The 487-nt window shown below is 74.7% G+C and carries 1 protein-coding gene; it reads right to left on the reverse strand.

All coding sequences use genetic code 11. From position 1 onward, the window contains the following. Positions 1 to 487, reverse strand: a 487-nt coding sequence (locus VTU_RS0105660; RefSeq protein WP_029554149.1) for a sensor histidine kinase, incomplete at both ends; no start/stop codon positions are given.

A 487-nucleotide genomic window follows, 5' to 3' on the forward strand; every position in this document is an offset into this window, starting at 1 on the left:
GCGCTGGCCGTGATCGTCCCGGAATGCCGCCGGGCAATCGCACGGCACAGCGCCAGCCCCGCACCCACGCCGTCAAACTCGCTCTCGCGGTGCAGGCGCTGGAACAGGCCGAACAGTTGCGCCGCGTGCGCGGGGTCAAAGCCCGCGCCGTTGTCCTGCACTGTGAACGCCGCCTGGCCCGCGGCTGCGGCCTCGTCGGCGTGCACGCTGATGCAGGGCTGCGCGCTCTGGCGCGTGAACTTGAGGGCGTTGCCCAGCAGTTGCACCAGCAGTTCCTGCAGCAGCGCCGAATCGGCGCGCAGGGTGGGCAGCTGCGTCCCCACGCGCCACTGCACGGCGCGGCCGGCCTCGGCGGCCGCGAGCGCGGCACGCGCCTGGGCCACGGCCCGGGCCAAGGGGATGGGCTCGGCGCGCAGCGGGGCGCGGCTGGCGCACAGCAGGGCTTGCAGGCCGTCGATCATCCGTCCCATGCGCCGGGCGGACTGCT

Source organism: Verminephrobacter aporrectodeae subsp. tuberculatae At4, from assembly GCF_000193225.1.
GTDB classification, from domain to species: Bacteria; Pseudomonadota; Gammaproteobacteria; order Burkholderiales; family Burkholderiaceae_C; genus Acidovorax; species Acidovorax aporrectodeae.